The sequence below is a fragment of the Arthrobacter sp. LAR12-1-1.1 genome, assembly GCF_040676555.1.
Classification (GTDB): Bacteria; Actinomycetota; Actinomycetes; order Actinomycetales; family Micrococcaceae; genus Arthrobacter.
In genome coordinates, this window is the sequence record NZ_JBEGIG010000067.1 from 223165 (window position 1) to 230837 (window position 7673).

Annotated in this window: 5 protein-coding genes, 1 tRNA gene and 1 other RNA gene; 5 read left to right on the forward strand and 2 right to left on the reverse strand. The window is 67.9% G+C overall.

Annotated elements, in window-relative coordinates; translation table 11 throughout:
* The coding region (locus MRBLAR12_RS22040; protein ID WP_364748443.1) for a M23 family metallopeptidase at window positions 1–676 on the reverse strand (676 nt) is incomplete at its 3' end.
* A 497-nt stretch (window positions 677–1173) separates the two neighbouring features.
* On the opposite strand from MRBLAR12_RS22040, the gene MRBLAR12_RS22045 reads away from it, so the two are divergent.
* Complete coding sequence (locus MRBLAR12_RS22045; protein ID WP_364748445.1) at window positions 1174–2085, forward strand: oxygenase MpaB family protein; 912 nt, start codon at window positions 1174–1176, stop codon at window positions 2083–2085.
* 236 nt (window positions 2086–2321) lie between these two features.
* On the opposite strand, the gene MRBLAR12_RS22050 is transcribed toward MRBLAR12_RS22045, so the two are convergent.
* Window positions 2322–2406, reverse strand: a tRNA-Ser gene (locus tag MRBLAR12_RS22050).
* A 585-nt stretch (window positions 2407–2991) separates the two neighbouring features.
* Here MRBLAR12_RS22050 and ffs point away from each other — a divergent pair.
* The 4 genes from ffs to MRBLAR12_RS22070 all read left to right on the forward strand — a co-directional run bounded on the left by ffs (window position 2992) and on the right by MRBLAR12_RS22070 (window position 7484).
* Window positions 2992–3088, forward strand: an RNA gene (gene ffs, locus MRBLAR12_RS22055) — signal recognition particle sRNA small type.
* Between the two features lie 27 nt (window positions 3089–3115).
* On the forward strand, window positions 3116–6247 hold the full coding sequence (locus tag MRBLAR12_RS22060; RefSeq protein ID WP_364748447.1) for a DNA polymerase III subunit gamma and tau: 3132 nt from the start codon (window positions 3116–3118) through the stop codon (window positions 6245–6247).
* 51 nt (window positions 6248–6298) lie between these two features.
* Window positions 6299–6898: a recombination mediator RecR gene (gene recR, locus MRBLAR12_RS22065; RefSeq protein WP_090579574.1), complete on the forward strand. Its 600-nt coding sequence runs from the start codon at window positions 6299–6301 to the stop codon at window positions 6896–6898.
* Window positions 6899–6905: 7 nt separating this feature from the next.
* Complete coding sequence (locus tag MRBLAR12_RS22070; protein WP_364748451.1) at window positions 6906–7484, forward strand: GNAT family N-acetyltransferase; 579 nt, start codon at window positions 6906–6908, stop codon at window positions 7482–7484.
* The last annotated feature ends 189 nt before the right edge of the window (window positions 7485–7673 follow it).

Genomic DNA, 7673 nt, shown 5'->3' on the forward strand with positions numbered 1-7673 from the left:
CGGACCCATCAAAAACAACATCGAGACCCGAGACCGTCTCAGCAATCAAAGACACCGGAGCACGATTGGGGTCTCCCTGCGGTCTACCCGGGTCCTGCCTCTTGTCAGGCAACGCATAAACCGGCGGCTCCGGCGGGGGTGGAACATCCTCCTCGGAGGTGCCTCCCGTAACGGCGTGCGAGTTGTCCTCGGACACGGGGATGGCCCAGCTCGTAGCACTCCTGGGGCCGTTCGCGCCGGCGGCGTAGCTGATCATCTCGATGTTCCCGAGTTTGTCGATCTGCTTAGTTGGCAAGAGTGTCCATTTGAGCGGATTGGCGTGGTGACCATCCTTTATAGTCTCGAAATGGAGGTGGCAGCCGGTGGACGAGCCCGTGGTGCCCACCTTTGCGATAACTTCGCCTACCTCGACGGATTCACCCTTTTTTGCGGCGATTTCCTGCAGGTGGTTGTAGGTGGTGATCAGCCCGTTTTGGTGGTCAACTTCTACTCGGTTGCCACCGCCCCACGGGTGCCACCCCACCGCCCGTACCGTGCCGCCGTCGGCCGCGTAAACCCTGGTGCCGCACGGCGCGGAATAGTCCTGGCCCCAGTGAAACTCGCCCGCCTTACCAGTGAGTGGACTGATTCGGAACCCGAAGTGCGACGTTGGAGTCAGCGTCTCAAGGGGAGCCATCAGGGTCCCGGCAGGCGGACGCCGCAATCCAGCCGATGCAAGATTCAGCTCGTGTTTGCCGTCCTTGGAAGCCGTCCTAACGCTTGAACGGCTATAGGGTACGAGGGCATGCACATCGGAAGGAAACACTCCCGTTGCGGAAATGGCAGTTCCGGTCGTCCTTTGTGTGGAGCCGCGGTCGGGAGGAGCGGAGGGTGGGCCGTTGACTCCAAGCGCAATCATCGTCAGCGCCGATACCGCACAAATGCCCAGTATCCGCGCAAACTTTTTCCAAGGTCCACTAGCCTTTTCGGGTCCGCTTCCCGAGCGATTTCCCACGATGCGACTCCCGCAGTATGCCCGCCAGACCCCAATCTCGACGGGTTACGCTCCCATGGGAACACGGGTGAATGCATACGCGAGCTCCGATCGGCACGCTTTTAGGGCACTTCGGGCAGTCGTTTCGGGCACTCCGGGCCACCGTTCGACCAAGGATTCTACATACGCGAGAATTAACCATGCGCAATGTCCTCAGGGAATGGCAGGCCGAACTCAAACAAACGTTCACCGGGACGCGCGATTCCGTGCCCGAGTGGGTGCCGCACCTGGCCGAGGGCGACGACGCCGGCTATCATTTGCCCGGCTCGGCAGTCTGGGCCGTGCACGGGGACATGCCAACCATCGTGGCGGGAATCCGGGCGCTTCTGATGCAGGCGCTCCACCCCGGTGCGTTGGCCGGAGTCCACGATCACTCCCGTTTCCGCGAAGACCCCCTGGGCCGGCTGGCGGGCACTATCCGCTGGATCTTCACCGTTTCCTATGGCTCCACGGAAACGGCCAAGGCGGCGTCGGACTGGGTGCTTCGGCTTCACCGGACTGTGCGGGGAGAATTCGTGGACGGCCACGGCATCCGGCGCAGTTATGCGGCCAACGATCCCGAACTGCTCCGCTGGGTTCACATCGCCTTCACCGACGCGTTCCTCTCCGCCCACAAACTGTGGGGTCGGCCGATTCCTGGCGGACCTGATGCCTATGTCCGTGAGTGGGCCCAAGCCGGGCGGCTGATGGGCGTAGAGGCCCCTCCGCTGAGCGAAGCGGAAATGCGGCAGCAGCTGAACCGCTGGTACGACGACGGCGAGCTCCGCTGCGACGAACGGGTCACCGAGACGGTGGCATTCATTCGCGACCCGCCGCTCCACCCCGCGCTCAGGCCTGGCTACCGGGTGCTGTTCGCGGCCGCCGTGACAAGCCTCGAACCCAGGTACCGCGAGCTCCTGGGCCTGCGGACCGCGCGGCTGGGCCCGATTCCGCTGCCGGTAACCCTGGCCACCCGGGTCACGCTCGCGGTGGTGCATCTTGCCCTCGGCCGGGTGGGTCCGAGCGAGCAGGCTGCCCGGGCCCGCCTGCGCCGGCTGGGCTACAGGGCCTGAGGCTGGGCCAGCGGCGGAGTGGGGCCGGGCCTGTGGGGCCGCTGGGCCGGGGCGGCCGGTGGGGCTGCAGGGCCGGACGCGGCCCGGCGGGGCCACTGAGTGCCCGCGGGGTGACCGGGGGCGGGCCGCAGAGTGCGGGGCGGCGGGGCCAGCGGACGCACTTTCTGGCCAAACCTCCGAGGATGCAAAGGCATAGAGACGCAAAAAGGCCCCGGTCCGAGGACCGGGGCCAACCGCGGAGAATGGGGGATTTGAACCCCCGAGGGCGTTAACCCAACACGCGTTCCAGGCGTGCGCCATAGGCCGCTAGGCGAATTCTCCAGTTGCTTCTGAATCAAAAGCAGATACTAGAATACCTGAACTTTCCAGCTTCGCCCAATTGAGCCCTCCCCGACCCGGCCCGGGGCTCTTCCGGGGGACATGCCCCCCGCTGCATGCGAAGGCTGGACATAGTGCCAAATAGCCCAGTCCTGCGCGCGAAAAATGGACATGCCCCACCGCTGCCCACCCCACCACAGGACATGCCCCGCCAGCCGCTCGAGGGCTGGACATAGTCCCAGCGCGGCCCAGTCCCGTCCGCGAAAAATGGGCATGCCCCACGCTGCCCACGCCCACCTGAGGACATGCCCCATGCAGCACGCACTAGCTGGACACAGTCCCCCAGCGCCGCCTGCATTGCCCGGATCCACCCTGCTGGCCGCAATAACTACCCGCAACTACCCGCGAAAAATGAGCATGGCCCACGCTGCCCTCCCCCGCCACCGGACATGCCCCGCAGCCCGGCCGAGGGCTGGACATAGTGCCAACCAGCCCAGTCCTGCCCGCAAAAAATGGGCATGTCCCGCCGGGGATAAGAGGCCAAAACGGGCCAATTCGAGGCACAGCCAATCGTCAGGTAAACTTGCTGACGGCCCCTCATGTGGCGTCATCCTGTTGAACTCCCCCAGGACCGGAAGGTAGCAAGGGTAAGCGGGCTCTGGCGGGTGCATGAGGGGTCTTTTATGTCTGTGCCGATTGGTAGGGTTTATCTGTGACTGTTACTACCGCTCTCTACCGTCGATACCGCCCCGATTCGTTCGCGGACGTTATCGGGCAGGAGCATGTCACCGAGCCTCTCATGACGGCCCTGCGCAAGAACCGCGTCAACCACGCCTATCTCTTTTCCGGCCCCCGCGGCTGCGGCAAAACCACCTCGGCCCGCATTCTGGCCCGCTGCCTGAACTGCGCCGAGGGCCCCACGGACACCCCCTGCGGCAAGTGCCCCAGCTGCGTCGAACTGGCCCGCGGCGGCTCCGGCTCCCTGGACGTCATCGAGATCGACGCCGCCAGCCACGGCGGTGTCGACGACGCCCGCGACCTCCGCGAACGGGCCACCTACGCCCCGGTCCGGGACCGCTACAAAATCTTCATCATCGACGAAGCCCACATGGTCACGTCGGCCGGCTTCAACGCCCTGCTCAAGATCGTCGAAGAACCGCCGGAACACATCAAGTTCATCTTCGCCACCACGGAGCCGGACAAGGTCATCGGCACTATCCGCTCCCGCACGCACCACTACCCCTTCCGGTTGGTGCCGCCGGAGCCTCTCATGGCGTATCTGGAGCTGCTCTGCACCCAGGAGAACGTCCCCGTGGCGCCCGGCGTGCTCTCCCTCGTCATCCGCGCGGGCGGGGGTTCGGTGCGCGATTCCCTCTCCGTGCTGGACCAGCTCATGGCCGGCGCCGGACCCAACGGCCTGGACTACGAGCTCGCGGTCGCCCTGCTGGGCTACACGCACGCCTCCCTGCTGGACGACGTCGTCGAGGCCGTCGCCGCGTCGGATTCCGCCACGGTATTCCGCGCTGTGGACCGGGTCATCCAGACCGGGCACGATCCCCGGCGCTTCGTCGAAGACCTGCTGGAACGCTTCCGCGACCTCATCATCGTCCAGGCAATGCCCGAAAGCGCCCAGTCCATCCTCCGCGGCATGCCGGCGGACCAGATCGCCCGCCTGCAGAACCAGGCCCACAACCTCGGGGCGGCCGAGCTCTCCCGCGCCGCGGACGTCACCAACACCGCACTCACGGACATGACCGGGGCCACCTCGCCGCGCCTGCATCTGGAACTGCTGTGCGCCCGCATCCTGCTGCCCAGTTCCGAACAGACCGAGCGCGGCATCGCGGCCCGGATCGACCGCGTTGAGCGGCGGTTGAACTATGCCGGGAACGACGTCGGGGCTCCCCTCGCCAGTGCTCCCGCACCTGCCGCCGTTCCGCCTGCGCGCACCGAACAGCGCACTGAACAATCGGCTTCTCCCCGGCCGCCTGCTGCACAGGCGCCCGCCGCGCCCTTGCCCCCGGCCGCCGCAGCCGCCGCCGCATCCACCCCGCCCCAGGCCGAGCAGCCTCCGGCCACAGCCCCCGCGCCCGCTCCCGCTCGGCGGGACGAGCCTGTCCGGGAACCACTGACGGCACCGCGGGTCAGCACCAGCGACTGGCCCGTAGACGAACCCACAGCGGCCGGCCGGCCCGCGCCCGCGCCAGTTCCCTCCGCCGCGAAGCGGTCCGCCCTGCCCCCGGCAGACACTGCCCCGCAGGCTGCCGCCCCGTCAGTCGAGCCCGCTCGGGCGGCCGCGCCCGTGGCCGCCCCGTCCGCCGCTGCACCGGCCGCCGCTGCGCGCACCGAGCCTGCCGGGAATGGCCTGGCGCCTGCCGCGGCTCCCAGCCCTGCTCCCGGTCCTGCCGCCGGCCCAGGCGCCGACGTGGAGGTTTTGCGCCGCGCGTGGCCCGAAATCCTGCAAACACTCACCAAGATCAAGCGCAGCACCTGGGCACTGGTGGAACCCAATGCCCAAGTCGGCCATTTCGAAGACCACGTCCTGACCCTCGCGTTCACCACCACGGGGCTGGCGGGGGCTTTCGGCCGGGCCGACCACGCCGACAACCTCCGGCAGGCGATCCACAAGACGATCGGCATCGATTGCCAGATCCGGGCCGTGTCCGGCAGCAGCAACAGTCCAGCGAGCTCTGAGCCAAACCCAAAAGCGCCGGCTAGCCCGGAGACTCCGGCAACGACGGCAACGTATGCATCATCGGCCGACGTCGCCTGGGGCCTGAGCCCGGCCCCCCAGCCGCCCGAATCTCCGGCGAACGAAACCTCTGTTGCCATCCCGGCTGGGGCACCCGCCCAGACCCACGTTCCCGCCGCTTCACAGCCGGCGACGCAATCCACCCTGGCCCCCACCAGGGCCGCGCCGGCTCCCAACGACGAGGCTCCCAAGGCAGCGCCGGTGCCGGAACTGCAGGTGCCTGCCCCTGCAGCCCAGGCTCAGGTCCGCACGGCCGAGCCATCCGTCGAACCGGGCGGGCCGTCGGAGGCGTCCGGGTCCTATGCCGACCCTGATGAAGACTGGGGACCGCCCCGGGACGAGGACGCCCCGCCGCTGGACGAAGAACCACCCCTGGATTGGGATCCTTCACCCGCCGCCACGCCGCGCCGCCCCGAGCCCGCAGCAGCGGCAGCGGCTCCAGCCCGCAAGTCCCCGGCCGCGCCGGGGACCAAGGCTGCCGGCTCTCCCGCCGGGACACCGGACGCGGGCCAGGACGCGTCGGCTGATGCGTGGGCCCGCGCCGTCGAGCAGTCACCGGGCGTCTGGACGGTCGGAACAGATTCGAACCTCGGCCGGTACACGGGTCCGGATGTCGAGCCCTCGGCACCCGAGCCTGAGCCGGCGCCAGTGCACTACGAGCCGGCGACGGCACAGATCCCGGCGTATGCGGGCGTGGTGTCCGCTCCGTCCGGACTGACCTCGGACCACCCTGCCCGCGCCGAAGCGGCGCCGGCCGTCGCGGAAGCTGTTGCGCCGCGCGTGGCTGCCGCTGCCGCCGCTGCAGTCGCGGATGCTGTTGCGGTGACCGCTGCTCCGGAGGCTGCCGCCCCAGCAGGCCGGCAGAGCCTATACCAGCGGCTGTCGAACAGTCCCGAGGCCGAGGCCGGGCGGGCGAAAGCCCCCACCCGCGCTGCTGCCGCAACCACCGTCTACGTACAGGACATCCCGAGCGCCGACGACGAAACGATCGAGGAATCGGGCGTCTTCGGCCGGGCCGCCGTCGAGCGTATTCTGGGCGGGAAACTGGTAGAGGAACGCTCCCTGGATGGAAGCCCGCTGCCGCCCCGCTTCTAGCAGACCCCCTGCCGGCTGGCCCCGGCCCCACTCCAAACGAACGAGGACATTGTGTATGAAGGCGCAGTTCAAGAGCTGATCGACGAGCTCGGACGCCTTCCCGGAGTGGGGCCAAAGTCAGCCCAGCGGCTGGCCTTCCACATCCTCGAGGCGGATCCCCAGGACATGAAGCGGCTCGTCGATGCCATCACCACTGTGAAAGAACGGGTCAAATTCTGCACGGTGTGCGGGAACGTGACGGAGCAGGAACTGTGCAACATCTGCCGCGACCCGCGCCGGGATCCCTCGGTGATCTGCGTCGTCGAAGAATCTAAGGACGTCCTGGCGGTCGAGCGCACGCGGTCGTTCCGCGGCAGGTACCACGTGCTGGGCGGCGCGATTAATCCAATCGCCGGCATCGGTCCGGAACAGCTCCGGATCCGTGAGCTGCTGACCCGGCTCAACGACGGCGCCATCCAGGAAATCATCATCGCCACCGACCCCAATCTGGAGGGCGAGGCCACCGCCACGTATCTTGCCCGGATGCTCAAGTCGATCGGCATCGCCGTCACCCGGCTCGCTTCCGGCCTGCCCGTGGGCGGGGATCTGGAATACGCCGACGAAGTCACCCTCGGCAGGGCCTTCGAAGGCCGCCGCAACGCGCTGAGCTGACGGCCTTGTGGCAGCCGCAGGCAGCTACACCCCGGCGCCGCTCCTCACCGAGCGTTTGCTGTTGCGTCCGTTGACAGCGGACGACGCCGGCGCCCTGCTCCGATTCCGCGCCCATCCGGCGGCGACGCGGTACCTGTCCCACGGTCCGCTTACCCCGGCTCAGAACCACGCCCGGCTCGAGCAGGCGCTGTCCGCGGCGGCAGCCTCTACTGCCGAGTGGTTTCACTTCGGCTGGGCGATCGAACTGCGGGCCACCGGAGAAATCGTTGGGGACGGCCGGACCTGGAACACGGAGGAGCCCCCGGCGCCCGGCCGGATTCCCGCTGAGGCAGCCAGCCTGGGCTACGTTCTGCACCCGGACCACCACGGGGTCGGGCTCGGCCGGGAGGCCGCGAGAGCCCTGGTCGACTGGCTTTTCAGCGCCCGCGGCAGCGGGACCATTTTCGCGGGGGTCTACGAGCCTAATCTTCCCTCGCGCAGGCTGCTGGAGGGCTTGGGCTTCCGGAAGGACCGCTTCTTCCCGGTTGCCGAGGACACAGCGGGAAAGCAGCTGCCGTCCTGGCGCTACAGGCTGGACCGCGGCTAGACGATATGAAGTGTGGTGGGCCGGTCCTGACGTAGGACTGGAACCTCGGGTTCAAAGAGGTTCGTGGGTTGCCGGTCCGGGGGCCTGTTCCGCAGTCTCGTGCGGGGTGTGGACTGGTAGAGCCACATTTGAACGTCTGGAGGTTCCAGCCATGAATAACCGTACCTACGTCGGTTTGGATGTCCATGC